This window comes from Mixta gaviniae, from assembly GCF_002953195.1.
Lineage (GTDB): Bacteria > Pseudomonadota > Gammaproteobacteria > Enterobacterales > Enterobacteriaceae > Mixta > Mixta gaviniae.
In genome coordinates this window covers 1353186-1376927 of the sequence record NZ_CP026377.1, presented here as the reverse complement: position 1 = coordinate 1376927, position 23742 = coordinate 1353186, and the positions used below count along the sequence as shown (strand labels likewise).

Genomic DNA, 23742 nt, shown 5'->3' with positions numbered 1-23742 from the left:
TAACAGGAAGGGCGATAGCGAAAAGTGTACGCCCTTCAGCGCGCGCGACCCCAGGCGAGATCAACAAATGCGGGGTAAAGGTTCGGCATGAGGCAACATCAGCTGTCGCGTGACGCCCAACAGCCCGCGCAGCGCCACCTGCGGCTCCGGTGTCACCTCGCCAACGGTCGCCGCGTCGCGCCCCAGAGGGTGACTGCGCAGCGCCTTCAGCGTCGTCGCCTCCGCCTGCGGCGAGGTCACCAGCACCACCTTTCCTTCATTAGCGAAATTAATCGGTTCCAGCCCCAGCAGCTCGCAGATGCCGCGCACCGCCGGCCTGACCGGCAGCGCGTTTTCATCAATGACGATGCCGTAGCCGCTTGCCCGGGCGAACTCATGCAGAATGGCGTTAACCCCGCCGCGCGTCGCATCGCGCAGCGCGCGCACCCCGGCAATTGCGTGTAGCGGCGCAATCAACGGTGCCAGCACCGCGCAGTCGCTCTCCACGCCGAGATCCATTCCCAGCCGCTCGCGTAAATTCAGGATGGTCGCACCATGGTCGCCCAGCGTGCCGCTGACGATCACCTTATCGCCGGGTTGCATCGCCGTAGCTGCCCATCTCACCGCCGACGGGATGGCGCCGATACCAGAGGTGTTGATAAAAATTTTATCGGCCGCCCCGCGCTGCACCACTTTGGTATCGCCGGTAACGATAGCGATGCCCGCGTCGCGCGCGGTCTGCGCCATCGCACTGACAATCTCACGCAGCGCGTCGAGCGAAAAACCCTCCTCCAGAATAAAGCCGCAGGAGAGCCAGGCGGGCGTCGCGCCGCAGACCGCCAGATCGTTCGCCGTACCGCACACGGCCAGCTTGCCGATATTGCCGCCGGGAAAGAAAATCGGATCGATAACATAGCTGTCGGTGGTAAAGGCGAGCCGGTCGCCCTGCGCGCAAAGGTCGCTGAGCGCCAGTCGCGCGCCATCCTCCTGCTCGCGCAGCCAGGGGTTATCAAACGCCTGCAGAAACATCTGCTCGATCAGCTGCTGCATGGCGCGGCCGCCGCTGCCGTGGGCCATCGTCACCCCCTGCGCGCGCGGGCTTATCGGGTCCAGGTTCATCCTGCCGTCCTCTCTGTAAGCGGCATCTCCTGATGCCGGTATTGATACCAGGCGGCGCAGGCGCCCTCGGACGATACCATCAGCGCGCCGAAGGCGTTATGCGGCGTACAGCCGTGGCCGAACAGCGGGCAGTGATGCGGTTTGCAGCGCCCGGTCAGCACTTCGCCGCAGCGCGCGCGCGGATCGTCGCTGACCGCGTGCCGCCGCGGATGAAAACGCCGCTCGGCGTCAAAGTCGGCGTACTCCGCCGTCAGGGCGATGCCGGACGCCTCAATCATTCCCAACCCGCGCCACTCGCTGTCGCCGCCGCGTCGGAACACCGCGCGTATCGCCTGCTGCGCCAGCGGATTGCCCGCCGCCGGCACGACGCGGCGATACTGGTTTTCCGTGCGGCAGCGCGCGCTGTTCACCTGCTCCACCAGCATCAACACGCTTTGCAGCATATCAAGCGGCTCAAACCCGCTAATCACCAGCGGCTTACCGAACTGCCGCTGAATAAACCGATAGGGGGCGGCGCCGATCACCATGCTGACATGGCCGGGCGCGAGAAAGGCGTCGATGCGCACATCTTCCCGCTGCAGCAGGCTGCGCAGGGTCGGCATCAGGCTGATATGCTGGCAAAAAACGGTAAAGTTAAGCCGCTTTTCGCGCCGCGCCTGTTGCAGTGTAACGGCGGTCACCGGCATGGTGGTTTCAAAGCCAAGCGCGAAAAATACCACCTGCCGCTGCGGATTCTCCCGCGCCAGCTGCAGCGCATCGAGCGGCGAGTAGATGACCCGCACGTCGGCGCCGCGCTCGCGCGCCTGCAGCAGCGAACCCTGTTTGCCGGGCACGCGCAGCGCATCACCGAAGGTGCAGAAAATCACCCCGGGCTGTGCGGCGATGTCGCAGCAGGCGTCGATGCGCCCCATCGGCAGCACGCAGACCGGGCAGCCCGGCCCGTGAATAAACTCCAGCTGCGGCGGCAGCAGCTTATCCAGACCGAACTTAAAAATGGCGTGCGTATGTCCGCCGCACACCTCCATCACCTGCATCGGCTTTTGCGCGCTAAACGGCAGCCGCGCCGCGCGCTGATGCAGACGCTCAACCAGCTTTTGCGCCAGCTGCGCATCACGAAACTCATCAACAAAACGCATTACCTCTTCTCCCCGGCGCCGAGAAACAGCACCACGTCCGCTTCCACTTCCCCCATCGCCTGCAGCGCCGCCAGCGTCTGCCGCGCTTCCTGCTCATCCAGCCGGCTGAGGGCGAAGCCGACATGGATCAGCACCCAGCCGCCGATCAGGTCCGCGCGGTCACCGCCGCTGACCAGGCTAACGTTCACCTCGCGCCGCATGCCGCAGACGTCCGCCCAGGCACTGTCGGGCTGCGGATGCAGCGCCACGATCTGCCCCGGAATGCCTATGCACATCGCTGCTGCTCCAGCCATGCGAGCCAGCGATCCATGCCTTCGCCGGTGGTAGCCGATAGCAGGATCACGCCGATAGCGGGATTGACCTGACGCGCATTGGCAATGCAGGCCGCCACGTCGAAATCGAGATAGGGCAGCAGATCGATTTTGTTCAGGATCATCAGGCTACTGGCGGCGAACATATGGGGATACTTCAGCGGCTTGTCCTCGCCTTCCGTCACTGACAGCACCGCAACCTTATGGCGCTCGCCGAGGTCGAAGCTGGCCGGGCAGACCAGGTTGCCGACGTTTTCGATAAACAGCAGGCTATGGGCCGGCGGCGCCAGCTGATGCAGCGCCTCGTGAACCATCTGCGCATCGAGGTGGCAGCCTTTGCCGGTATTGACCTGAATCGCCGCCACGCCGGTGGCGCGGATGCGGTCGGCGTCATTGCTGGTTTGCTGGTCGCCCTCGATCACCGCGCAGCTCACCTGCGACGCAAGACGCTTCAGCGTTTGCGTCAGCAGCGTGGTTTTCCCGGCGCCAGGGCTGGAAACCAGGTTTAGCGCCAGCTGTGAGGCGGCGGCGAAATGGGCGCGGTTATGGGCGGCGATATGGTTATTCTTCGCCAGGATATCCATTTCGATATCTACCAGCCGACGCGGCGCAAAGGGAATGCCGTGCTGCTGATTGTGTGCGCTGTCGACGCCTTCAATATGAAGCTCGCCGCTGGCGCAGCCGCAGGTACTACACATAGTTTCTCCCCAGGCGTACAACGCCTATTCGATTTCAATGCGTTTAATTTTCATGCCGTCGTCGGCCGTCACGCGCAGGTTGCGCCCGCCGCACTGCGGGCAGCGCAGCACGCCGGGGCTGAGCAGCGCGATCGCCTGCCGGCAATCGTGACACCAGCTTTCCGCCGCAGGCGTCGTCAGATGCAGCTGACAGCCTTCCGCCAGCGTCTCGCGGCAGGCGATATCAAAACAGAAGCGCAGCGCTTCCGGTTCGACGCAGGAAAACGCGCCCACCTCCAGCCAGACGGCGGTAATGCGCCGGGCGTGATGTTGCTGCGCATGCTGCTGCATCATCTCCACCGCATACTGGCACAGGGTTATTTCATGCATTATTTTCGCCTCACGCAGAGTAGTGAAAATAAGGCTGCAACTTTAATGCCAGCTTTTATTTACCCGCGTCTCCCCCTCGCGCGCGACATGATTAACACCGCACCGACATATCTGACGAAATAGAGTGACATCGACACGCAGCCGCTTTATTCAGCGCGGCAATCTATTCAGTGAAATAAAAATAACCGCATGATTTTTTTAATGCTTATTAAATAAAAAACCTCTCTGGCACGCTTTATGCCAGTAGAGCGTACATTCTGGCTTTTCGTCGTCATATAACACGCCGAAATGTTTTATCTCTTTGCAAAACGGGTAAATACCATGAGTACGCTTAGCGAGCTGTCCAGCAAAGCTGACTATATCGCCAACAGGAATCACCAGCTGAAATCGCAGTGGCACGCCTATCAGAACAGCCTTATACAGGCGGTTAACGCTGAAAATAAGAAGATAAATCATGCGTTTATTTTCGGAGAAGGCGATGATATCCGCTTTACCCTGTTTCATCACTTTACGGTGAAGATCCATCTTAGCGATGACTTTTTCAGCCACGAGATCCTCTACAGCCTGAATATCGCACCGCCCGCCGAGCCGCCGCATTTTATTGTCTTTGCCCAGGCCGCCTTAAGTGACGAAGGGCGCGTCGACGAGGTGATCATTCGTGATAAACAGGCGGTCTTCGATCACTACCTGAATAAGATTTCCGCCCTTTATCAATGTTTGTATGACGCCCTGCACAGCAATCAGCCGATTTATGCGCAACTGGAAAAGTTACCGCGTCGCGCCTGAATAAGGCGCGGCGCCCTGGGTTATGGGTCACGAAAATGATGTCCCGCCGCGCCGCTATTGACGGCCGCGACGGATAACAGAAATGTCGAAATGTCATTTTCCGTGTCGATTTCATCATTTTTGACGAAGCCGCGCCGGCACCGAACGGCACACAGCCGCAGCGGCCCCCTCGCCGCCCACGCGCTCTGTCGCCGCGCCGGATATGAAAGGAGACTTCATGAGCAGTACCCATGCCATGAATCAATATGTGATAGCCGATCCGAAACGCTGCATCGGCTGCAATACCTGTATGGCCAGCTGTTCGCAGGCGCATAAAACAGAGGGGTTACAGGCCGCGCCGCGTTTACAGGTGATGCGTAACCGCCAGGATTCGGCGCCGGTGATGTGCCGCCAGTGCGAAGATGCCCCCTGCGCGCAGGTCTGCCCGGTCAATGCGATAACGCATAACGAGAGCGCCATTCATCTCAACGAAAGCCTGTGCGTCAGCTGCAAGCTGTGCGGCATCGCCTGCCCTTTCGGCGCGATTACCTTCGCCGGCAGCACGCCGCTGGCGATCCCGCCCGGCTGTAACAGCGCCAAAGCGTTGCCCGCGCCCGCCGCGCCTGCGCCGCTCAGCCCTTTTGTCGACTGCGTGCCGGGCGTACGGGCGGTGGCGGTGAAGTGCGATCTCTGCAGCTTCAGCCCGGACGGCCCCGCCTGCATCAAAACCTGCCCGACCCAGGCGATCGCGCTGGTAACGCCCGCGCTGGCGGAGCAGGCCAGCCAGCGCAAACGCCTGAACGCCATCGACGCCTTTTCCGCCGGCATCGTCGCTTTTGCCGCCTCTGACAGGGAGACCCGCTAATGTCAGCCTTGCTTCTTTTCACTCCGCCCACGCTGCTGGCGCTGGCGCTGTTTCTCAGCTTGCTGAGCGGCGTTATCGGCTGGCTGCTCTCGCCGGCCGCACGCCTGAGCAGCCTGATCAGCGGCCTCGGCGGCATGGCCGCCGCGCTGGCCGCGATCGCTGCTGCCGCATTAACCCTGCAAGGCGGCGGCGCCTTTACTACCCGGCTGCCGCTGATGCCCTTTACCGCCGAGTTCAGTTCGCTGAATGCGCTGCTGCTGCTGGCGATCTCGTTGCCGGCGCTGTGCTGTCAGCTTTACGCCTGCGCATGGCTGCACGGTGTCAGGCAGCCGCAGCGCGCGCGCTGCGGCCTGCTTTGCGCGCTGCTGCTGGCGGCGCTAACTGCGGCAAGCATGGCGGCGGACGCCGTCGCGCTGGTGCTGCTGATGGAGCTGGCGGCGCTGGCCGCCTACTTCCTGATCGCCCAGCCGCAGGATGCGAAAAGCCGCCGCGCCGCGCTGAATCAGTTTGTGACGGGCCGCCTCGGCACGCTCTGCCTGATCCTCGCCTTCGCCCTGCTCTGCCGCGTCGGCGGCGGCAGCAGCTTTGATACGCTGCGCCACAGCCTGTTTTCTGCGGGCGTAAAGTCGACGGCCTTTGCGCTGGCGCTGGCGGGCTTTGGGCTTTACGCCGGCATCATCCCGCTGCACGCCTGGGCGCCGCAGTCGCACGCCAGCGCGCCGGCGCACGCTGCCGCGCTCTTTTCCGCCGCGCTGATGAAAGTCGGCATCGTTGGCATCGTGAAAATCGGCCTCGATCTTACCGGCGCGCCGCCGCTCTGGTGGGGCATCGCCCTGCTGCTGCTGGCGCTGCTGACCGCCTTTATCGGCGGCCTCTACGCGCTGATGGAACACGACCTTCGCCGCCTGCTGGCTTATCACTCGCTGGAAAACGTCGGGATTATTCTGCTCGGCGTCGGCGGCGCAATGGTCGGCGTGGCGCTGGCGCAGCCGCTGCTCGCCTCGCTGGCGCTGCTCGCCGGGCTGTTTCATCTGTTCAATCACGGTCTGTTTAAAACCGCGCTGTTTCTCGGCGCCGGCGACATTGAAATGCAGACCGGCATACGGGATATGGAGAAGCTCGGCGGGCTGGCGCGGCGGATGCCGGTAACCGCTGCAGCGATGCTGATCGCGCTGATGGCGATGGCGGCGCTGCCCCCGCTCAATGGCTTCGCCAGCGAATGGTTGCTCTATCAATCGCTGTTCCAGCTCAGCGGCAGCGAAAGCTTTATCGCACGCCTGCTCGGCCCGCTGCTGGCGGTGGGGCTGGCGTTAACCGGGGCGCTGGCGCTGATGTGCATCGCGAAAGTTTTCGGCGTCACCTTCCTCGGCGCGCCGCGCAGCGAAGCCGCCGCTCAGGCGCGGCCCGCGCCGCTGGCGGTCAGGCTCGGCAGCCTGCTGCCGGCGCTGCTCTGCGTAATGGTCGGCGTCGCATCACCGTGGCTTATCGGCCTTTTCTCCGCCGTCAGCGAGGCGGTGCTGAGCAAGCTGGCCGCACCGTCCGTCGCTATTGTGACGCGACATGACGTTCCGGCAACGCTCCCTGCGCCGGTTATCGCCCTGCTACTGCTGACCACGCCGCTGCTGCCGTGGCTGATGGCGCGGCTGCTGCGCGGCCGCCGCCTGCCGGACCGCCGGCGCGGCGACGCCTGGGCCTGCGGCTACGGCCACTCCGCCGGGATGGTGGTAACCGCTACCGGCTTCGCTCAGCCGCTGCGCGTGATGTTTGCGCCGCTCTACCGCCTGCGCCAGCGCGCCACGCCCGCGACGCTGGTCGCCAGGCTGCATCAGGGACGCCCCGGCGCCCTCTGTCGTCATCTGGCCGTTATCGAACTGGCGATCCTGCTGGTCGTGGCCTTTGCCTGAGGAGTGATTATGCCTTTCCCTTCGTTAGTTAATGCCTCGCTCTGGCCGCTGGCGCCGATTCAGGCGGCGCTGCTGCTGGCTATCGCGCCGCTGTTCGCCGGGCTGACCCGCGTTTTGCGCGCCCGCATGCATAACCGGCGCGGCCCCGGCCTGCTGCAGGAGTATCGCGATATCGCCAAGCTGCTGGGCCGACAGAGCGTGGCGCCCGCCGCCTCCGGCCTGGCGTTTCGCGCCATGCCCTGCCTGTTGACCGCAGTACTGCTGGCTATCGCCGCCGCGCTGCCGATGGTCACCCTCGACTCGCCGCTGGGAGCGACGGGCGATCTGATCGCGGTGATCTACCTGTTTGCGCTGGCGCGGTTTGTTTTCGCCATCGCCGGGCTGGACAGCGGCAGTCCGTTTACCGGCATCGGCGCCAGCCGTGAAGCAGTGTTGGGCGTGCTGGTGGAGCCGATCCTGCTGCTCGGCCTGTGGATAGCGGCGCTGACCGCCGGCTCTACCTCGCTCGGCGCGATCGCCGCGCATCTGCAGCAGCAGCCGTTCTTCCTCTCGCTGACGCTGCTGCTTGCCACGCTGGCCTGCGCCTTCGCCACCTGGATCGAAATGGGCAAGCTGCCGTTTGACCTGGCGGAAGCGGAGCAGGAGCTGCAGGAAGGCCCGCTGACCGAATATTCCGGCGCGGCGCTGGCGGTGCTGAAGCTGGGTATCAGCCTGAAACAGCTGGTGGTGCTGCAGCTGTTTCTCGGCCTGTTCTTCCCGTTCGGCCTGGCGCAGCGGCTGACCCCGTCGACGCTGCTGCTGGCGACGGCGCTCTGCCTGCTCAAGCTGCTGGCCGCCGTGCTGCTGGCGGCGCTGCTGGAAAACAGCGTCGCGCGCCTGCGCTTTCTTAAAACCGCCCGCACCACCTGGGCGGGATTTGGGCTGGCGCTGCTGGCGCTGGTCTCCTGGTTGATGGCCGGCTGAGCCGACATTTTTGATTCCGCCCCGGCGGAAAGAGGTATTGCAATGAGTGAAGTAACAACCGCATTAAATCAGCATCCGGTCGGCCAGGGCTATCTGGCGGCGCTGACGAGGCAGTTTCCCGCCGCGCTGGTCGCCAGCGAATGGCAAACCGATACTCAGCTGACGGTGACCGTCAGACTCGACGCCCTGCCGGAAGTGGTGGAGTGGCTTTACTATCAACAGGGCGGCTGGCTGTCGGTGCTGTTTGGCAATGACGAGCGCACGCTGTGCGGCAATTACGCCCTCTACTACGTGCTGTCGATGGAAAAAGGAGTGAAGTGCTGGATCACGGTGCGCGCCGAAGTCAGCCCGCTTTCGCTGGAGTTTCCCTCAGTGACGCCGCGCGTACCGGCGGCGGTCTGGGGCGAGCGCGAAGTACGCGATATGTACGGTCTGCACCCGGTCGGCCTGCCGGATGAGCGCCGCCTGGTGCTGCCGGACGACTGGCCCGACGATCTTTACCCGCTGCGCAAAGATGCGATGGACTATCGCCAGCGTCCGGCGCCCACCACCGATCGGGAGACCTACCCCTTTATTTCCGAAACCCAGGCGGACAATAACATCGTGCCGATCGGGCCGCTACACGTCACGTCTGACGAGCCGGGGCACTTCCGCCTGTTTGTCGATGGCGAAGATATTATCGACGCCGACTATCGCCTGTTCTACGTCCATCGCGGCATGGAGAAGCTGGCGGAAACCCGCATGGGGTATAACGAAGTCACCTTTCTCTCCGACCGCGTGTGCGGCATCTGCGGCTTTACCCACAGCGTCGCCTACACCTCGTCGGTGGAAAACGCGCTGGGCATTGTCGCACCGCCGCGCGCGCAGATGATCCGCTCGATTCTGCTGGAGGTGGAGCGGTTGCACAGCCATCTGCTGAACCTCGGCCTCGCCTGCCATTTTGTCGGCTTCGACGCCGGGTTTATGCAGTTTTTCCGCGTACGCGAACAGTCGATGAAAATGGCGGAGATCCTCACCGGGGCGCGTAAAACCTACGGCATGAACCTGATCGGCGGCATACGGCGCGACATTCTGAAAGAGGACATGATCCAGACCATCGCGCTGGCCGGCGGGATGCGCCGCGAGCTGGATGACCTGGTAGATATTCTGCTCAGCACCCCCAATGCCGAACAGCGCAGCGTCGGCGTTGGCCGGCTCGATCCGCAGGTGGCGCGTGATTTCAGTAACGTCGGCCCGATGGTGCGCGGCAGCGGCCACCGCCGCGATATGCGCCAGGATCACCCTTACGCGGGTTACGCCAGCCTGCCGTTCACGCTGCACAGCGAAAGCGGCAACGATGTCTGGTCGCGCCTGAAGGTGCGCATCCATGAAGTCTATAACGCGCTCGCGATGATTGAATTCGGGCTGCAGAGCCTGCCCTCCGGCCCGCTGGCGGTCGAAGGCTTCCGTTATAGTCCGCACCGCTTCGCCCTCGGCTTTGCCGAAGCGCCGCGCGGCGATGATATTCACTGGAGCATGACCGGCGATAACCAGAAGCTGTTCCGCTGGCGCTGCCGCGCCGCCACCTACGCCAACTGGCCCACGCTGCGCTATATGCTGCGTGGCAATACCGTCTCCGACGCGCCGCTGATTATCGGCAGCCTCGATCCCTGTTACTCCTGCACCGACCGCATGACAGTGGTCGACGTGCGTAAGAAAACCACCGTCGTGGTGCCGTACAAAGAGATCGAGCGCTACGGCATCGAACGTAAAAATTCGCCGCTTTAGGAGTCGTCAGCGATGTTGAAACTGATTAAAAAAGTGATCAAAACCGGCGACGCGACGGTCGCCTATCCGGCAAAACCGATCGATCTGTCGCCGAACTTCCGCGGTAAGCCGCACTACAGCGCGCAGCAGTGCATTGCCTGCGGCGCCTGCGCCAACGCCTGCCCGTCAAACGCGCTGACCATGACTGCCGCCGCGGATGGCGACAGCGTGCGCTGGTCGCTGTTTTTGGGCCGCTGCATTTTCTGCGCCCGCTGCGAGGAGGTCTGCCCGACGGCGGCAATTAAGCTGTCGCCGGCGTTTGAGCTGGCGGTCTGGCAAAAAACGGATCTGTTTGAAACCGCTGATTTCCCCCTTTGCCGCTGCCGCCGCTGCAACCAGCCTTACGCGGTGCAGAAGGAGATCGACTTCGCCCTCAGCCTGCTGCAAGAGAGTGCGGCGCTGAGCGACGCGCAGCTCGCTCAGCGCCGCGCCCAGTATGAAACCTGCCCGACGTGCAAAAAAATGCACGGCCTCTCCTCTTCCGACCGGATCGATATCGGTCGCCACCTTAATGCGGAGGCCCGCTGATGAACCAGACGCCGATCGGCCCGCGTGACGAAAACGGCCTGCCGACGCCGGTCACGCTTGATGAAAGCATCGCGAAACTGAAATCGACGCTGCTCAACCGCATCCGCCGCTCCGCCTACGTCTATCGCGTGGACTGTGGCGGCTGCAACGGCTGCGAGATTGAAATTTTCGCCACCCTGTCGCCGCTGTTCGATAGCGAGCGCTTCGGCATTAAGGTGGTGCCCTCGCCACGCCACGCCGACATTCTGCTGTTTACCGGCGCCGTGACGCGCGCGATGCGCGTGCCGGCGCTGCGCGCCTGGGATGCCGCGCCCGACCCGAAAATCAGCATCTCCTACGGCGCCTGCGGCAACAGCGGCGGCATCTTCCATGATCTCTACTGCGTCTGGGGCGGCACCGACAAAATCGTGCCGGTCGACGTCTATATTCCCGGCTGTCCGCCGACGCCCGCCGCCACCCTTTACGGCTTCGCGCTGGCGCTCGGCCTGCTGGATCAGAAGATCAGCGGCCAGCAGCACGAGGCGGCGGCACAGCCGGCTGCCCTGCTGCATCCCGGCCTGCCGCAGCCGCTGCGCGTGCGGCTCGACCGCGAGGCGCGCCGCATGGCGGGCTATCGCTACGGGCGACAGATCGCCGATCGCTTTATGGCGATTGTCGCCGCCACCGACGCGCCGCAGCCGGCGGCGCAGCGGCTCTCCGCCTGGCTCGATGCGCAGGACGACCCGCGCCTCAATGAAATCGTCAGCCATCTGCAGCAGATCTACCAGCAGGTCGTGCGCGGGGAGGTACATCTGTGAGCGACTTCAGTAATCCGCAGCGCTATGCGCGCCACCAGCCCGCGCCGGCACGGACACCGATAAAAAACCAGGTGGTGTTTTACGCGCTGAGCAGCAAATTCGTCGATGAAAAAAATGCCCGGCGCCGCAGCCCACAGCCGGTGCAGGAGGTGATCTACTACAGCCTGGCGATCGGTCATCACCTTGGGGTGATTGACTGCCTGCAGCCGCGCCTTCGCTGTCCGCTGGCGGGCTACCTGCAGTGGATCGCTTGTCTGCCTGAAGAGAGCGAGGCGCGGCGCAAGCTGGCCGGCGTACAGCGCTTCGGCGAGATCAATATCGACAGCAGCCACACCCACCTTATCGCGCTGGCGCTGCGCGACGCGCAGGCGCAAATGAACGCGGAACAACAGGCGTGGAGCCAGCAGCTTACCGCCCTGCTACAGCAGATGACCCGCGATCCCGCCCTGTATCTGATGGTCAGGAGGTACGATGCCTGATTTACCCTGCAACGCCCTGCTCTGCGTCGGCAACAGCATGATGGGCGACGACGGCGCCGGCCCGCGCCTGGCGGAACGCTGCGCCGAACAGCCGCTGCCGGACTGGACGGTGGTGGACGGCGGCGCGGTGCCGGAAAACGACATCGGCTTTTTACGTCAGCTGCGGCCCGCACAGCTGGTGATTGTCGATGCGACCGACATGGGGCTGCCGCCCGGCGAGATGCGCATCCTTGATGAGCGCGACATCGGCGAAATGTTCATCATGACCACCCACAACCTGCCGCTGACGTTCCTGATGGAGCAGCTGCGCGCGGACATCCCGCAGATCACCTTTATCGGTATTCAGCCGGAGGTGGTGGCCTTCTACTGGCCGATGAGCGCCGCGGTTGAGCAGGCGGTCAGCCATCTGCATCAGCTGCTGGCGACGAGGGAAACCGATTTACCCCTCGCCCGCTATCGCCAGGAAGCCTAAACCTGCGTCGGCATAAGTGTCGATGTGCTGTCGAACGACGACGCGCATCAGCGACAGATCTCGACACCGTCCGCCAGGGTGGAATTAACCTGCTGATTTTACAGTTTAAATAGGTGGGATCCTGGCTGGCACGTTTTATGTATAGCTTAGCGTCGAACGCGTTTGCCCCTTTGAGCAGATGTTCTCTCGCTGCAGAACAAACGGTATTCAGGAGTAAAGGATGAACCGGTTTATCATCGCCGATCCGAAAAAATGCATCGGCTGTCGTACCTGTGAAATTGCCTGCGTGGTGTCGCACAGCGACACGCAGGATAGCGCGCTGCTGAACAGCGCTAACTTTAAGCCGCGCCTGCACGTGATCAAAGGCGTCAATCTCAGCACGCCGGTGATGTGCCGCCAGTGCGAAGATGCCCCGTGCGCCAACGTCTGTCCCAACGGCGCCATCGCCCGCATGGATGATCACATTCAGGTGGTGCAGGAACGCTGTATCGGCTGCAAAACCTGCGTCGTTGCCTGTCCCTACGGCGCCATGGAGGTAGTGACGCGGCCCGTTCTCCGCCAGAACGGCGCGGCGATGCCCGCCACCGCCGATAAAGCCGAAGCGCATAAGTGCGACCTGTGCCACGCGCGCGCAGCAGGCCCGGCCTGTATGGAAGTCTGCCCAACCAACGCGCTGTTCACCCTCGACCGCAACCAGCTGCAGGAAATGAGTGCGGAAAAACGCCGCCGCGCCGCGCTCGATAACAGCTCCCCGCTGCTGTTTTGATCCCGACCAGGAGAAAGAAAACGATGAAAAAAGTAACCACTGTCTGCCCCTACTGCGGAGCCGGATGCAAAATGAACCTGGTGGTGGAGAACAACAAGATTATCCGCGCCGAAGCCGCCAATGGCGTCACCAACCAGGGCGAGCTGTGCCTGAAAGGCTATTACGGCTGGGATTTCCTTAACGATACCAAACTGCTGACACCGCGCCTGACGCAGCCGATGATCCGCCGGCAGAAAGGCGGCCCGTTCGAGGCGGTCAACTGGGAAGAGGCGATTGCCTATACCGCACAGCGCCTGAAAGCGATCAAAGAGCAGTATGGCCCGCGCGCCATTATGCATACCGGATCCTCACGCGGCACCGGCAACGAAACCAATTATGTGATGCAGAAATTCGCCCGCGCGGTGATCGGCACCAATAACGTCGACTGCTGCGCCCGCGTCTGTCATGGCCCCTCCGTCGCCGGTTTGCAGGCGACGCTCGGCAACGGCGCGATGAGCAATTCCATCGGCGATATTGAAAACTCAAAATGTTTGCTGGTGATCGGCTATAACTGCGCCGATTCCCATCCGATCGTCGCGCGTCGCGTGATCAAAGCGAAAGAGAAAGGCGCGCAGCTGATCGTCTGCGATCCACGTCGGATCGAAACCGCACGCATTGCCGATCATCATCTGCAGATCAAAAACGGCTGCAATATGGCGCTGGTCAACGCCTTCGCCCACGTGCTGATTGAAGAGAACCTCTACGATCACGACTACGTCGCCAACTATACCGAAGGCTTTGAGGCCTACCGCCAGCAGGTCGCCGCTTACTCGCCGGAAGCGGTAGCGGAGCAGACCGGCGTTTCCGCTCAGCAGATCCGCCAGGCGATGCGCATCTACGCCGCCGCGCCCTCCGCCACCATTATGTGGGGCATGGGCGTGACGCAGTTTGGCCAGGCGGTGGACGTGGTAAAAGGGCTCGCCAGCCTGGCGCTGCTGACCGGCAATCTGGGGCGCGCCAACGTCGGCGTCGGCCCGGTGCGCGGCCAGAATAACGTGCAGGGCGCCTGCGATATGGGCGTGCTGCCGAACGAATTCCCGGGCTACCAATCCGTGACCGACGCCCGCGTGCGCGCCAAATTCGCTGACGCCTGGCGCATCGATGCCGGTCAGATGGACGACGGGGTCGGCTATCGCATCACCGAGATCCCGCATCTGGCGCTGGAGGGCAAAGTGAAAGCCTATTACATCATGGGCGAAGATCCGCTGCAGACCGAAGCGGACCTGAGCCTGGTGCGCAAAGGGTTCGAGGCGCTCGATTTTATCGTGGTGCAGGATATCTTTATGACCAAAACCGCCGAGCAGGCCGATGTCATCCTGCCGGCGACCTCCTGGGGCGAGCATGGCAGCGTCTTCTCCTGCGCCGACCGCGGCTTTCAGCGTTTTGAGAAAGCGATCGAGCCGCAGTACAACGTTAAGCGCGACTGGGAAATCATCAGCCTGCTGGCGAACCAGCTCGGCTATCCGATGCATTACCGCAACGAGCAGGCAATCTGGGACGAAATGCGCGAACTCTGCCCGCTGTTCTACGGCGCGACCTACGAAAAAATGGGCGAGCTGGGACATGTACAGTGGCCCTGCACCACGCTGGAGAGCCCCGGCACCCCTTATCTCTACGCCGGCAACCGCTTCGATACGCCGTCGGGCAAAGGCCAGCTGTTTGCCGCCCCGTGGCGCGCTCCGGCGGAAGTGCCGGACAACGACTACCCGCTGGTGCTGTGTACCGTGCGTGAAGTCGGCCACTACTCCTGCCGCTCGATGACCGGCAACTGCGCCGCGCTGCAAACGCTGGCCGATGAGCCGGGCTTTGTGCAGATCAACCCGCAGGATGCTGACGCGCGGGGCATTTGTGACCAGCAGCTGGTGTGGGTCGCTTCACGCCGCGGCAAGGTGATCTCGCGCGTCAACGTCAACGAGCGCATCAACGCCGGCGCGGTCTATATGACCTACCAGTGGTGGATCGGTGCCTGCAACGAGCTGACGCAGGATAACCTCGATCCGGTATCGAAAACGCCGGAAACCAAATACTGTGCGGTGAAAATCGCGCCAATCACCGATCAGCGCTGGGCGGAGAGCTATGCGCAGCAGACCTACAGCGAGATGAAAGCGCGCCTGCGCAGCGCGGTCGAGGATGCGATTCCGGTCACCGCGGTTTAAGCGTGATACGCCCCCGCGTTGGGGGCGTGTATCAGGAAAGACTATGTCAGGTTTACAGATTTCTATTCGCGGCAAGGTGCAGGGCGTCGGCTTTCGCCCTGCCGTCTGGCAGCTGGCTGAACGGCTGGCGCTGCGCGGCGAGGTGCGCAACGACGGCGCGGGCGTGGAGATCAGGCTGCTGCAGCCGGTAGATATCGCCGCCTTTATCCGCCAGCTCCGGCGCGATCTGCCGCCGCTGGCGCGTATCGACAGCATCCGCGTGCGCCCCTTTCACTGGCGTGCGCCGCCGCAGGCGTTCACCATTGCGCCCAGCCGTCAGGGGCGAATGATGACGCAGGTCGCGCCCGACGCCGCCACGTGTCCCGCCTGCCTACGCGATATGGCGCGGCCGGATGACCGCCGCTTTGGCTACGCCTTCACCAACTGCACCCACTGCGGCCCGCGCTTCACCCTGATCCGCGCCATGCCCTATGACCGCCCCGCCACCAGCATGGCGCCGTTTGCGCTCTGTCCCGCCTGTGGTCAGGAGTATCAGAACCCGGCCGACCGCCGCTTTCATGCGCAGCCGGTCTGCTGCCCGCACTGCGGTCCGCGCCTCAGCGCGACGCGGGCGGATGGCGTAACGCTGGCGCAGGAGGGTGACGCCATTAAGGCGGCGGCGGCGGCGCTGCGGGCGGGCGAGATCGTGGCAATTAAAGGGCTGGGTGGCTTTCATCTGGCGTGCGACGCCACCCGGCAACAGGCGGTGATACGCTTGCGCCTGCGCAAACGGCGCCCGACGAAACCGCTGGCGGTGATGCTGCCGGATGAGACGTGGCTGGCGCGCTGCGGCGAAGACCAGGACGCGATCCGCGCGCTGCTGCGCTCGCCCGCCGCGCCGATTGTGCTAACGCCCCAGCGCGCCGGTTCGCCGCTCTGTCCCGCCATCGCGCCGGGGCTGGATGAGGTGGGCGTAATGCTGCCGTTTACGCCGCTGCACCATCTGCTGATGCAGGCGGTTGAGCGGCCGCTGGTGATGACTTCAGGCAATATCGCCGGCTGCGCGCCCGTGCTGACCAATGAGCAGGCGCGCAGCCAGCTCGACGGCGTCGCCGATCTCTTTCTGCTGCATAACCGCGACATCGTTCAGCGCGCCGACGATTCGCTGGCGCGCCTGACGCCGCAGGGCGTAGAGATGCTGCGTCGCGCGCGCGGCTATGTGCCGGACGGCCTGCCGCTGCCGCCCGGCTTCGGGCCCCCTCCGCCGCTGCTGGCGCTCGGCGGCGATCTGAAAAACGCCTTCTGTCTGGTGCATGGCGAGCGGGCGATCCTCAGCGGCTACTTCGGCTCGCTGGCCCACGATGATATCGCGCGGCAGCAGCGCCAGGCGATTGACCATTTTCAGCAGCTTTATCAGTGCGCGCCGCGCGTTATCGTCTGCGATGCCCATCCCGGCTATGTCAGCCATCGTCCGGCCGCGCCCGGCGTAATGACGGTAATGCATCACCATGCGCATATCGCCGCCTGTCTGGCGGAGCATCGCTGGCCGCTAACCGGCGGCAAAACGATTGGGCTGGCGCTCGACGGCCTCGGCTACGGTGAAAACGGCGAGCTGTGGGGCGGCGAATGCCTGCTGGCTGATTACCTGACGTGTGAACGGTTCGGCGGCCTGCCCGCCGTGGCGCTGCCGGGCGGCGACCGTGCCGCCCGGCAGCCGTGGCGTAATCTGCTGGCGCAATGGCAAGCGTTTGTGCCCGACTGGCAGCAACGGCCGGAGGCGCAAAGGCTGGCCGCGTTCCCCTGGCAGCCGCTGGCGAAAGCGCTGGCGGCGGGAATTAACGCGCCCCTCGCCTCCTCCTGCGGCCGCCTGTTTGATGCCGTTGCCGCCGCGATCGGCTGCGCGCCCGACCGGCTGAGCTGGGAAGGCGAAGCCGCCTGCCAGCTGGAAGCGCTGGCGCGCCGGGGGCAGTGCCCTCATCCGGTCAGGCTGCCGCTGCTACACAGCGAGAAAGGCGTTCAGCTCGATTTGGCCACCTTCTGGCGTCAGTGGCTGGCGTGGCGGGCGCCGGCGGCGGCGCGCGCCTGGGCATTTCATGACGCGCTGGCGCAGGGGTTCGCCGCGCTGGCGCATGAACTGGCTGAACGCACCGGCATCCGCACCGTCGCGCTCGGCGGCGGCGTGCTGCACAACCAGCTGCTGCGCCAGCGCCTGCATCACCATCTGGCGCCGCTGCAGGTGCTGGCGCCGCTGGCTTATCCGGCGGGCGACGGCGGGCTGGCGCTGGGCCAGGCGCTGATCGCCAGTGCCCGGATCCAGGCTTCTCTTTCACTTTCTTAAACAGGAACCGTCATGATTAACTGCAACTTTTTCCATGCTAACCGGCGCGCCTGCGGGCTGCTTATCACGCTGCTGGCGATAAACCTGCTCGCCTGGGGCTGGGCGCTGGTGGCGTTTCGCCATAGCGCCGCGCTGATCGCCGCCGCGCTGCTGGCCTACAGCTACGGCCTGCGCCATGCCGTCGATGCCGACCATATCGCCGCTATCGATAATGTCACCCGCAAGCTGATGCAGCAGGGGCAAAAGCCGGTGGCCGTCGGCGCCTTTTTTTCGCTGGGTCATTCGACGATTGTGGTGCTGGCCTGCGTGGCGATCGCCGCCACTTCCCTGCTGTTCGGCAGCAAAATCGACTGGCTGCACCATTACGGCAGCACCATCGGCACGCTGGTTTCCGCGCTGTTTTTGCTGCTGATGGCGTTGCTTAATGCGCTGATCCTGCGTGACGTCTGGCGCCGCTTTCAGCAGGTTAAGCGTGGCAAACGCTTTAGCGACGCCGGCCAGCTGCAGGGCGGCATCATGAGCCGCCTGTTCAGCGTGACCTTTAAGCTGGTAAATAAAAGCTGGCAGATGTACCTGGTGGGATTTTTGTTCGGGCTGGGTTTTGACACCGCGACCGAAATTGGCCTGCTGGGCATCTCCAGCGCCGGCGTCTCCTCAGGGATGTCGGTATGGAACATTCTGATCTTCCCTGCCCTGTTCGCCAGCGGCATGGCGCTGATCGACTCGCTGGACAATTTCGTGATGGTCGGCGCCTACGGCTGGGCGTTCGATAAGCCGGTGCGCAAGCTCTATTACAATATGACCATTACCGCCGCCAGTGTGGCGATCGCGCTGTTTATCGGCGGGCTGGAGGCGCTGGGGCTGCTGGCAGACAAGCTAATGCTGCATGGCGCGCTATGGGATCGGGTGGCGGCGCTGAACGAACATATGGGCGTCGTCGGCTATTTCGCGGTGGCGATGTTTATCGCCATCTGGACGCTTTCCGCGCTGAACTACCGCTACCGGCGATATGACCGGCTGACGGCGTAATGGCGCCGCCGCGTGCCACGGGCCCGGTGCTTTATCCGGTCAATCACCGGCTCACCGGCGCAACAGGCGCCGGTTTTCGCACTGCGACTACGGCGGGCAGCGATGCGTCAGCCTCTGCCGCGCGCCAGGTAGTTTTGCATTTCGTCAGGCGGCACCATGCCGCCGCCGGTCGCCCAGACCAGCTGCGTCGCGTTTGCCATCATCGCCGCCGTCAGCTGGTGACGGGCCTGATACTCCCGGCTGGCGCTGATACGCTGCGGCCCGCTCATGCCGGCAAGGGCCGACGGCTCCAGCTGCAGGTTTTCTGTCTGGTCGAGCAGCGCCAGCAGCGCATACATCGACGCGTCGCTCAGCGTATAGCAGCCATCAATCAGCTGTTCCATGGCGCGGCCGACAAAACCGGAAGCACGCCCCACCGCCAGGCCGTCCGCAGCGGTTTTATTATCCAGGCCGATATCCTGCACCGAAACCGCATCATGCAGCCCGCTGCTCATCCCCAATAGCATGCAGGGCGAATGCGTCGGCTCGGCGAAAAAGCAGTGAACATGATCGCCAAAGGCGAGCTTCAGCCCAAAGGCCACGCCGCCGGGCCCGCCGCCGACGCCACACGGCAAATAGACGAACAGCGGATGATCGGCGTCGACCAGGATGCCTTTCTCCCGCAGCTGCGCGGGCAGCCGCAGGCCGGCGACGGCGTAGCCGAGAAACAGCGTGCGCGAGTTTTCATCATCGATAAAAAAACAGGCGGGATCGGAGGCGGCCGCCCGCCGCCCCTGCTCAACGGCGACGCCATAATCCTGCGCATACTCCCTCACCTCGACGCCATGGGCGCGCAGCATCGTTTTTTTCCACTGGCGCGCGTCGGCGGACATATGCACCGTCACGTGGAAACCGAGCTTCGCGCTCATGATGCCGATCGATAATCCCAGGTTGCCGGTGGAGCCGACGGCGATTTTATGCGCGCTGAAAAAGGCGCGGCAGGCTGGCGAGAGCAGAAGGCTGTAATCATCCGTCAGGGTGATCAGCCCCGCCGCCAGCGCCAGCTTCTCGGCGTGGGCCAGCACCTCGTAGATCCCGCCGCGCGCCTTGATCGAGCCGGAGATCGGCAGATGGCTGTCTTTTTTCAGCCACAGACGACCGGAGATTGGCGCACGCGCCGCCAGCTTCGCCTGCATGTCAGGCGCAGGGATCAGCTCCGATTCGATGAGACCGCCGGACGCCGCCGTCTCGGGAAAAGCCGCGGCGATAAGCGGCGCAAACCGCTGCAACCTGGCCTGCGCCTCTTGCACATCGGCCAGTGTCAGCCCGACGCGCTGCAGCCCTTCGCGGGCAGGTTTCACCTGCTCGTTAAACCAGAGCGTTTCCCGCAGGGCTTTCAGATCGTCGATAATGGGTGTGGCAGTGAGTAGATGATGTCTGTCGGTCATTGAGCGCTCCCGGCAAAATTTAGCGACGGAGGAGAAAAGCGGCCGCGTGAACCGCGCGACGCAGGGTAATGATGAACAAGTCTGGCGCACATAAGGGGCGCAAGGCGATGATTTCCCTTCGCCGCCGCGCGGCAGGCGCAGGAAGAATATCATCAACGATGAGGCTTATCAGTGAACCGGACAGGTGGGGGATCCGCCTGTCGGCTCTTTATTGTTAATAATTTCCCTGGTGTTGCGACGCCATTTAATAACAGCCCCACCGGGCTGACAAACGATCGATTCTCAACTTCAGATGAGCATAGCTAACGCAAGGAAAGCGCCCCGGTCGGCCACGGCTTCGGCTATGCCCGCGCTTTCAGCCAGGCGATAAACGCCTCGATCTTCGGCCACTGGCGATTCGACAGGGTGGCAATATAGTAGCGCTGCGCGCACTGCATGGTCATCTCGCCAAAAGGCGCCACCAGCTCGCCGCCATCAAGCCACTGCTGCACCAGGCGCTGGCGCCCCATCGCTACCCCGGCGTGGTTGATCGCCGCGATGATTGCCAGATCAGAGCGATCAAAGCCGATGCCTGGCTCCGGAGGCAGCGCCACGTCAAAATGCGTCGCCCAGCTGTGCCACTCCCCCCGCCCTGAATTACTGCTCCAGGCCTGGCGATCGTGCAGCAGGGTGCAGTGCTGCAGCGCCGCGCTGTCGCCTGTCAGGCGGAAACGCTCTGCATAGGCCGGACTGCAGACCGGTAAAATCGATTCGTCCATCAGAATATGTTGCGCCTCGCGGCTCTGCGCGGAATCATCAAAATAGATCGCCAGATCGATGCCCGATTGCTGGAAATCGATATAGTCATTGCCGGTCAGCACGTTCAGCACAATGGCGGGATAGCGCCGCGCGAAATCGCCCAACGCCGGCACCAGCCAACACTGGGCGATAGAGGGCCGCGAGTAGATCGTCAAAGTGCCTGACAGCTGCTGATTTTTGATATCCAGCAGCTCGCGGTTTAGCGCTTCCAGCGAACGCTTTACCGTCCAGAACAGGCGGCGGCCCTCTTCCGTCAGGATGACCTTACGATGCGACCTGGCGAACAGCTGGATGCCCAGCTCCTCTTCCAGCTGATTGATCTGATGGCTGACCGCGCTGGGGCTTAACGACAGCTCTCCGGCGGCGTGCGCAAATGATTCATGGCGGGCGGCGGCTTCAAAGGTATACATTCGTGACAGCTGCGCGCCGGTCAGCGGTCTGTTTCTGATAATGCGTTCCATAACGGTTTTCCCCTGGCGCACGGTTTATCGACCGGCGATATGCATCGCCTTTTTAAATAAGCCTGGCAGCATTGCAACTTATTGACGGCGATGTATAGCGGCGGATCATCGTTTATGTCGCTGGCGACCTTGAAACAGATTCTTCCGAACGCCGGCCGCTGCGCGCTGAAAAAGAGCAAATGTCCGCTGCGGGACGACCTGAATCCTGTTTCAGGTCGCCTGCGCCGTCAACCGGCGTTACAACAACGTTTTCTTAATATACAGGTGCTGTGATGTTGAAAACGCTCTCTCTTACCCTTTTGCTGTTGGCCTTTATCTCGCCGCTGCAGGCGGCGACCGGCTTTCGTCAGGTGACGCTCAACACTGCCGGCGAACGCCCGCTACAGGTTGCTTTATGGTATCCCGCCGACAGCGACGCGCCGCCGCGCGCGGTGGGCGAAAACGCGGTGTTTTACGGCATTCAGGCGCTGCCCGATGCGCCGGCGGCGGCCGGCGCGCATCCGCTGGCGCTGATCTCCCACGGTTACGGCGGCAGCTGGCGCAACCTTAACTGGCTGGCGGCGGCGTTAACGGCGCAGGGCTATATTGTCGCGGCGCCCGATCACCCCGGCACCACGACAGCGGACAGAAGCCCGGCGGAGGCGGCGCGTCTCTGGCTGCGGCCACACGATCTGTCGCGCGTGCTTGATGCGCTGCTGGCCGATCCAACGCTGGCCGGCGAGGTCGACCGCCGGCGTATTGCAGCCATCGGGCATTCGCTCGGCGGATGGACGGTGATGGCGCTGGCAGGCGCGCATTTCTCTCCGGCACAGCTGCGCAGCGACTGTCTGCAGCCTGTTTCACATAACGTTTGCAGTCTGATCCCCGAGCTGGGGCTGGACCGGCCTGAGGCGGAGAGGCGGTTCGCCGCTTCCCTGGCGGATAGCCGCATCGGAGCCGTGGTGGCGCTGGACGCCGGGCTGACGCGCGGCTTTACCCTCTCCAGCCTTGAGCGGTTATCGGTGCCGGCGCTGATCCTGGCCGCCGGGCATAATATCGCCGACCTGCCCGCCAAAGCGGAGTCCGGCCGCCTGGCTGACGCCCTGCCCGCCGCCGCCGTTCACTATGAAATCGTGCCGGATGCCTCGCACTTCAGCTTTATGCAGCTGTGCAAGGCGGGCGCTGAACGGAAGATCGACCAGGCCTCGCCGGGAGACGGCATTATCTGCCGCGACGGCGGCCAGCGCAGCCGCGTGGCAATCCATCAGGCGCTGGAAAAAACGATTATCGCTTTTCTGGCTGCGACGCTGCCTCAACCCTGAGGCGGTGCGGATCGGCTGGCTGCCCCGCCTTGCGGTATTCGCCGGGGTTAAGGTGACTAAGGCGCAGGAACTCCCGGTTGAAGTTGGATTTGGTGCGAAAGCCGGACTCCAGCATCACTTCTGTGACGCTGAGGCCGGTGGTCAGCAGCAGCTGCTGCGCTTTCGCCACGCGGTAACTGTTGATCAGCTGCGACACATTGCGCCCCTGTAGACGGTTGACCGCCCGGGAGATACGCCGACCCGGAATGAGCGCTTTGCGCGCCAGCCGCTCCAGGGTGAGATCGGGGTCGCAGTAGAGCTGTTTATCCGCCAGCAGTTGCTCTACCTGGCGACAGATCTGTTGGTCGTCGTCATCGTCCGATGCGGCCTGTGCGGGCGTCTCTGCCATCAGCGATGAAGCGGCGGATGCGCGGGATAAAGGCGACGCTGCGGGCGAAGCGGCAGGCGCCAGCAAAGCCGCGGATATGGGCGAAGCGGCAGGCGCCAGCAAAGCCGCAGAGGCGGGCGAACTGCGATCCGCCACGATAATCGCCACCGCCAGCGCCACCATCACCGTCAGCTGCCCGCCGGCGACCGCGGCGGCGGCGTGACGGCCGGCAAACAGCGAGAAATCGAACGCCACCAGCAGATCGATAAGGCCGGATCCGCACAGTATCGCGCCGGCAAACCCTGCCGCCTGCTGCACGGAGACAGTTTCACCCAGGCGGCTTAACGGAAAAACATCAGGCCCGCCGGCGGCCAGGCGAATAAGCGCGCCGCCGTAGCCCAGAAACAGCAGCGCGATATAGCTATCAACGGAGAGGGGGGCAATCGGCCCGAAGCGCAGCAGCGCCGCCGCCGCGGGCGCCAGCATCAGCGCAACGATAAAGCGTCGGCGGCTTTTTTCCGTCAGAACGCTGAAACAGCGCCAGGCGAAAACCGGCATCACCGACGCGACCAGCGGTTGAAGGAGACGCACCGCCTGAAACCCGCTGCTCCAGCGCAACCCCACCAGCACAGCCATCAGCAGGCATAGCGCGATAAAGCCGCAGGCGGGACGTCGCGCCGGGCTGTTGCGTCGCCATAACGTCGCCAGCATCAGCACCAGCATGATGGCCGTGATAAAGGGCAGCGGTAAGGCAGGCATAAGGGGCTTCCGGTCCGGGGGGATAAGGTCGGCCTATCTTAGGGCGGTTTTACGACGATGTCTTTAACCGCGCGTTATCTCCGCGCTGCGCCACGCCCGGCGGTTGCGCCGCCGCCGGCGTTCACCACGGA

General features: G+C 63.6%; 23 protein-coding genes. 15 read left to right on the top strand and 8 right to left on the bottom strand.

Annotation, left to right across the window (positions count from 1 at the left end; all coding sequences use genetic code 11):
• Positions 1-60 precede the first annotated feature (60 nt).
• From hypE to hypA, 5 genes are read right to left on the bottom strand one after another with little or no spacing between them, the layout of a single operon-like run.
• Positions 61-1098: a hydrogenase expression/formation protein HypE gene (gene hypE, locus C2E15_RS06330; RefSeq protein WP_167391839.1), complete on the bottom strand. Its 1038-nt coding sequence runs from the start codon at positions 1096-1098 to the stop codon at positions 61-63.
• The gene (gene hypD, locus C2E15_RS06325) at positions 1095-2234 is read right to left on the bottom strand and encodes a hydrogenase formation protein HypD (RefSeq protein ID WP_104956620.1); all 1140 of its coding nucleotides are present in this window, start codon (positions 2232-2234) and stop codon (positions 1095-1097) included. The genes hypE and hypD overlap by 4 nt, the downstream gene beginning before the upstream one ends.
• Positions 2234-2509 carry a HypC/HybG/HupF family hydrogenase formation chaperone gene (locus C2E15_RS06320; RefSeq protein ID WP_104956619.1) on the bottom strand — a complete coding sequence of 92 codons (276 nt, stop codon included), beginning with the start codon at positions 2507-2509 and terminating at the stop codon, positions 2234-2236. The genes hypD and C2E15_RS06320 overlap by 1 nt, the downstream gene beginning before the upstream one ends.
• Positions 2500-3243 (bottom strand): hydrogenase nickel incorporation protein HypB, encoded by a 744-nt coding sequence (gene hypB / locus C2E15_RS06315; RefSeq protein ID WP_104956618.1) that lies wholly within the window; start codon positions 3241-3243, stop codon positions 2500-2502. Before hypB ends, C2E15_RS06320 begins: the two co-directional genes overlap by 10 nt.
• 24 nt (positions 3244-3267) lie before the next feature.
• Positions 3268-3612 (bottom strand): hydrogenase maturation nickel metallochaperone HypA, encoded by a 345-nt coding sequence (gene hypA, locus C2E15_RS06310; protein ID WP_104956617.1) that lies wholly within the window; start codon positions 3610-3612, stop codon positions 3268-3270.
• A 321-nt stretch (positions 3613-3933) separates the two neighbouring features.
• Here hypA and C2E15_RS06305 point away from each other — a divergent pair, with 321 nt between their 5' ends.
• The 13 genes from C2E15_RS06305 to C2E15_RS06245 all read left to right on the top strand — a co-directional run bounded on the left by C2E15_RS06305 (position 3934) and on the right by C2E15_RS06245 (position 18498).
• Positions 3934-4398 (top strand): formate hydrogenlyase, encoded by a 465-nt coding sequence (locus tag C2E15_RS06305; RefSeq protein WP_104959098.1) that lies wholly within the window; start codon positions 3934-3936, stop codon positions 4396-4398.
• Between the two features lie 235 nt (positions 4399-4633).
• Positions 4634-5242 (top strand): 4Fe-4S dicluster domain-containing protein, encoded by a 609-nt coding sequence (locus tag C2E15_RS06300; protein WP_167391911.1) that lies wholly within the window; start codon positions 4634-4636, stop codon positions 5240-5242.
• Positions 5242-7146 carry a proton-conducting transporter transmembrane domain-containing protein gene (locus tag C2E15_RS06295; RefSeq protein WP_104956615.1) on the top strand — a complete coding sequence of 635 codons (1905 nt, stop codon included), beginning with the start codon at positions 5242-5244 and terminating at the stop codon, positions 7144-7146. The genes C2E15_RS06300 and C2E15_RS06295 overlap by 1 nt, the downstream gene beginning before the upstream one ends.
• Positions 7147-7155: 9 nt before the next feature.
• On the top strand, positions 7156-8109 hold the full coding sequence (locus tag C2E15_RS06290; RefSeq protein ID WP_104956614.1) for a respiratory chain complex I subunit 1 family protein: 954 nt from the start codon (positions 7156-7158) through the stop codon (positions 8107-8109).
• 42 nt (positions 8110-8151) lie between these two features.
• Positions 8152-9876, top strand: a complete 1725-nt coding sequence (locus C2E15_RS06285; RefSeq protein WP_104956613.1) for a hydrogenase large subunit — start codon at positions 8152-8154, stop codon at positions 9874-9876.
• A 12-nt stretch (positions 9877-9888) separates the two neighbouring features.
• On the top strand, positions 9889-10443 hold the full coding sequence (locus tag C2E15_RS06280; RefSeq protein ID WP_104956612.1) for a formate hydrogenlyase complex iron-sulfur subunit: 555 nt from the start codon (positions 9889-9891) through the stop codon (positions 10441-10443).
• Positions 10443-11240 carry an NADH-quinone oxidoreductase subunit B family protein gene (locus C2E15_RS06275; protein WP_104956611.1) on the top strand — a complete coding sequence of 266 codons (798 nt, stop codon included), beginning with the start codon at positions 10443-10445 and terminating at the stop codon, positions 11238-11240. The genes C2E15_RS06280 and C2E15_RS06275 overlap by 1 nt, the downstream gene beginning before the upstream one ends.
• A gap of 59 nt (positions 11241-11299) precedes the next feature.
• The gene (locus tag C2E15_RS06270; RefSeq protein WP_104959097.1) at positions 11300-11719 is read left to right on the top strand and encodes a formate hydrogenlyase maturation HycH family protein; all 420 of its coding nucleotides are present in this window, start codon (positions 11300-11302) and stop codon (positions 11717-11719) included.
• A complete protein-coding gene (gene hycI, locus C2E15_RS06265) occupies positions 11712-12191 on the top strand; it encodes a hydrogenase maturation peptidase HycI (RefSeq protein WP_104956610.1) in 480 nt (159 codons plus the stop codon). Before C2E15_RS06270 ends, hycI begins: the two co-directional genes overlap by 8 nt.
• Before the next feature lie 220 nt (positions 12192-12411).
• Positions 12412-12957: an electron transport protein HydN gene (gene hydN / locus C2E15_RS06260; RefSeq protein ID WP_104956609.1), complete on the top strand. Its 546-nt coding sequence runs from the start codon at positions 12412-12414 to the stop codon at positions 12955-12957.
• Positions 12958-12980: 23 nt separating this feature from the next.
• On the top strand, positions 12981-15152 hold the full coding sequence (gene fdhF / locus C2E15_RS06255; RefSeq protein ID WP_104956608.1) for a formate dehydrogenase subunit alpha: 2172 nt from the start codon (positions 12981-12983) through the stop codon (positions 15150-15152).
• Between the two features lie 43 nt (positions 15153-15195).
• On the top strand, positions 15196-17469 hold the full coding sequence (gene hypF, locus C2E15_RS06250; RefSeq protein ID WP_104956607.1) for a carbamoyltransferase HypF: 2274 nt from the start codon (positions 15196-15198) through the stop codon (positions 17467-17469).
• 12 nt (positions 17470-17481) lie between these two features.
• Positions 17482-18498, top strand: coding sequence for a HoxN/HupN/NixA family nickel/cobalt transporter (locus C2E15_RS06245; RefSeq protein ID WP_104956606.1), 1017 nt, complete (start codon positions 17482-17484; stop codon positions 18496-18498).
• Positions 18499-18605: 107 nt separating this feature from the next.
• On the opposite strand, the gene C2E15_RS06240 is transcribed toward C2E15_RS06245, so the two are convergent.
• On the bottom strand, positions 18606-19925 hold the full coding sequence (locus C2E15_RS06240) for a D-serine ammonia-lyase (protein WP_104956605.1): 1320 nt from the start codon (positions 19923-19925) through the stop codon (positions 18606-18608).
• Between the two features lie 341 nt (positions 19926-20266).
• Positions 20267-21184, bottom strand: coding sequence for a DNA-binding transcriptional regulator DsdC (dsdC, locus tag C2E15_RS06235; protein WP_104956604.1), 918 nt, complete (start codon positions 21182-21184; stop codon positions 20267-20269).
• Between the two features lie 114 nt (positions 21185-21298).
• On the opposite strand from dsdC, the gene C2E15_RS21615 reads away from it, so the two are divergent.
• Complete coding sequence (locus tag C2E15_RS21615; RefSeq protein ID WP_167391838.1) at positions 21299-21457, top strand: hypothetical protein; 159 nt, start codon at positions 21299-21301, stop codon at positions 21455-21457.
• Positions 21457-22485 carry an alpha/beta hydrolase family protein gene (locus tag C2E15_RS06230; RefSeq protein ID WP_104956603.1) on the top strand — a complete coding sequence of 343 codons (1029 nt, stop codon included), beginning with the start codon at positions 21457-21459 and terminating at the stop codon, positions 22483-22485. Before C2E15_RS21615 ends, C2E15_RS06230 begins: the two co-directional genes overlap by 1 nt.
• Here C2E15_RS06230 and C2E15_RS06225 read toward each other — a convergent pair.
• Positions 22448-23611: an AraC family transcriptional regulator gene (locus C2E15_RS06225; RefSeq protein ID WP_104956602.1), complete on the bottom strand. Its 1164-nt coding sequence runs from the start codon at positions 23609-23611 to the stop codon at positions 22448-22450. The genes C2E15_RS06230 and C2E15_RS06225 overlap by 38 nt on opposite strands.
• Positions 23612-23742 lie beyond the last annotated feature (131 nt).

What these genes read in the sequence shown, in the direction of transcription:
- hypE (WP_167391839.1), bottom strand. Translation starts at nt 1,098, where the DNA reads ATGAACCTGGACCCGATAAGCCCGCGCGCGCAGGGGGTGACGATGGCC.
- hypD (WP_104956620.1), bottom strand. Translation starts at nt 2,234, where the DNA reads ATGCGTTTTGTTGATGAGTTTCGTGATGCGCAGCTGGCGCAAAAGCTG.
- C2E15_RS06320 (WP_104956619.1), bottom strand. Translation starts at nt 2,509, where the DNA reads ATGTGCATAGGCATTCCGGGGCAGATCGTGGCGCTGCATCCGCAGCCC.
- hypB (WP_104956618.1), bottom strand. Translation starts at nt 3,243, where the DNA reads ATGTGTAGTACCTGCGGCTGCGCCAGCGGCGAGCTTCATATTGAAGGC.
- hypA (WP_104956617.1), bottom strand. Translation starts at nt 3,612, where the DNA reads ATGCATGAAATAACCCTGTGCCAGTATGCGGTGGAGATGATGCAGCAG.
- C2E15_RS06305 (WP_104959098.1), top strand. Translation starts at nt 3,934, where the DNA reads ATGAGTACGCTTAGCGAGCTGTCCAGCAAAGCTGACTATATCGCCAAC.
- C2E15_RS06300 (WP_167391911.1), top strand. Translation starts at nt 4,634, where the DNA reads ATGAATCAATATGTGATAGCCGATCCGAAACGCTGCATCGGCTGCAAT.
- C2E15_RS06295 (WP_104956615.1), top strand. Translation starts at nt 5,242, where the DNA reads ATGTCAGCCTTGCTTCTTTTCACTCCGCCCACGCTGCTGGCGCTGGCG.
- C2E15_RS06290 (WP_104956614.1), top strand. Translation starts at nt 7,156, where the DNA reads ATGCCTTTCCCTTCGTTAGTTAATGCCTCGCTCTGGCCGCTGGCGCCG.
- C2E15_RS06285 (WP_104956613.1), top strand. Translation starts at nt 8,152, where the DNA reads ATGAGTGAAGTAACAACCGCATTAAATCAGCATCCGGTCGGCCAGGGC.
- C2E15_RS06280 (WP_104956612.1), top strand. Translation starts at nt 9,889, where the DNA reads ATGTTGAAACTGATTAAAAAAGTGATCAAAACCGGCGACGCGACGGTC.
- C2E15_RS06275 (WP_104956611.1), top strand. Translation starts at nt 10,443, where the DNA reads ATGAACCAGACGCCGATCGGCCCGCGTGACGAAAACGGCCTGCCGACG.
- hycI (WP_104956610.1), top strand. Translation starts at nt 11,712, where the DNA reads ATGCCTGATTTACCCTGCAACGCCCTGCTCTGCGTCGGCAACAGCATG.
- hydN (WP_104956609.1), top strand. Translation starts at nt 12,412, where the DNA reads ATGAACCGGTTTATCATCGCCGATCCGAAAAAATGCATCGGCTGTCGT.
- fdhF (WP_104956608.1), top strand. Translation starts at nt 12,981, where the DNA reads ATGAAAAAAGTAACCACTGTCTGCCCCTACTGCGGAGCCGGATGCAAA.
- hypF (WP_104956607.1), top strand. Translation starts at nt 15,196, where the DNA reads ATGTCAGGTTTACAGATTTCTATTCGCGGCAAGGTGCAGGGCGTCGGC.
- C2E15_RS06245 (WP_104956606.1), top strand. Translation starts at nt 17,482, where the DNA reads ATGATTAACTGCAACTTTTTCCATGCTAACCGGCGCGCCTGCGGGCTG.
- C2E15_RS06240 (WP_104956605.1), bottom strand. Translation starts at nt 19,925, where the DNA reads ATGACCGACAGACATCATCTACTCACTGCCACACCCATTATCGACGAT.
- dsdC (WP_104956604.1), bottom strand. Translation starts at nt 21,184, where the DNA reads ATGGAACGCATTATCAGAAACAGACCGCTGACCGGCGCGCAGCTGTCA.
- C2E15_RS21615 (WP_167391838.1), top strand. Translation starts at nt 21,299, where the DNA reads ATGTCGCTGGCGACCTTGAAACAGATTCTTCCGAACGCCGGCCGCTGC.
- C2E15_RS06230 (WP_104956603.1), top strand. Translation starts at nt 21,457, where the DNA reads ATGTTGAAAACGCTCTCTCTTACCCTTTTGCTGTTGGCCTTTATCTCG.
- C2E15_RS06225 (WP_104956602.1), bottom strand. Translation starts at nt 23,611, where the DNA reads ATGCCTGCCTTACCGCTGCCCTTTATCACGGCCATCATGCTGGTGCTG.